This is a genomic window from Pseudomonas sp. KB_15, from assembly GCF_052114525.1.
In the GTDB taxonomy this organism is placed as follows: Bacteria; Pseudomonadota; Gammaproteobacteria; order Pseudomonadales; family Pseudomonadaceae; genus Aquipseudomonas.
Genome location: NZ_JBFREX010000149.1, coordinates 1 through 543, shown reverse-complemented (window position 1 = coordinate 543; position 543 = coordinate 1). Strand labels below are relative to the sequence as shown.

Sequence of the window (543 nt, the reverse complement as noted above, 5' to 3'; positions counted from 1 at the left end):
GGCGCACGTGCGGCCATGGAATCACATCGACATGGCAGGGTCAATCGTACAGACGGCCCCCGAGTGGCGCACCCGGTGCGGCGCGGTGTGCATTGTAGGACTTGGCTGACACGGGAATCGGTCGGGGGTCGGTGTCTGGCGCCGGGGCATGACCCTACGATGAGGCTATGAGCTTGCGCACCGTGGCGCAAGCCGGGCGCACCGCAGCAACCGGGGTGCGCCCGCTAACCTCGGGAGACTGGCCATGCTGCATTACGCACTCGTTTTCTTCGTTGTCGCGCTGATCGCGGCGATCTTCGGCTTTGGTGGCATTGCCGCCGGTGCCGTCGAAATTGCCAAGATCCTGTTCTTCATCTTCCTGGTCGTGGCGCTTGTCACCTTCGTGATGGGCCTGATCCGCAGAAGGTAAGGGGCACGCACGCGGCACGCGCCCACGCCGGATCGGCCGGCGGGCGCGGTGCTCAGTACCCCGAACCGCAATGAGGAGTCCCTATGCTCACGCAGAACCCCAAAGTCCGGAAGGAAATCAATCACTTGCATGAC

Annotated in this window: 1 protein-coding gene; it reads left to right on the top strand. The window is 63.9% G+C overall.

The annotated features are described in order from the left end of the window. Window positions 1–244: 244 nt before the first annotated feature. Window positions 245–409 carry a DUF1328 domain-containing protein gene (locus tag AB4Z35_RS30165; protein WP_092291307.1) on the top strand — a complete coding sequence of 55 codons (165 nt, stop codon included), beginning with the start codon at window positions 245–247 and terminating at the stop codon, window positions 407–409. Window positions 410–543: the final 134 nt, after the last annotated feature.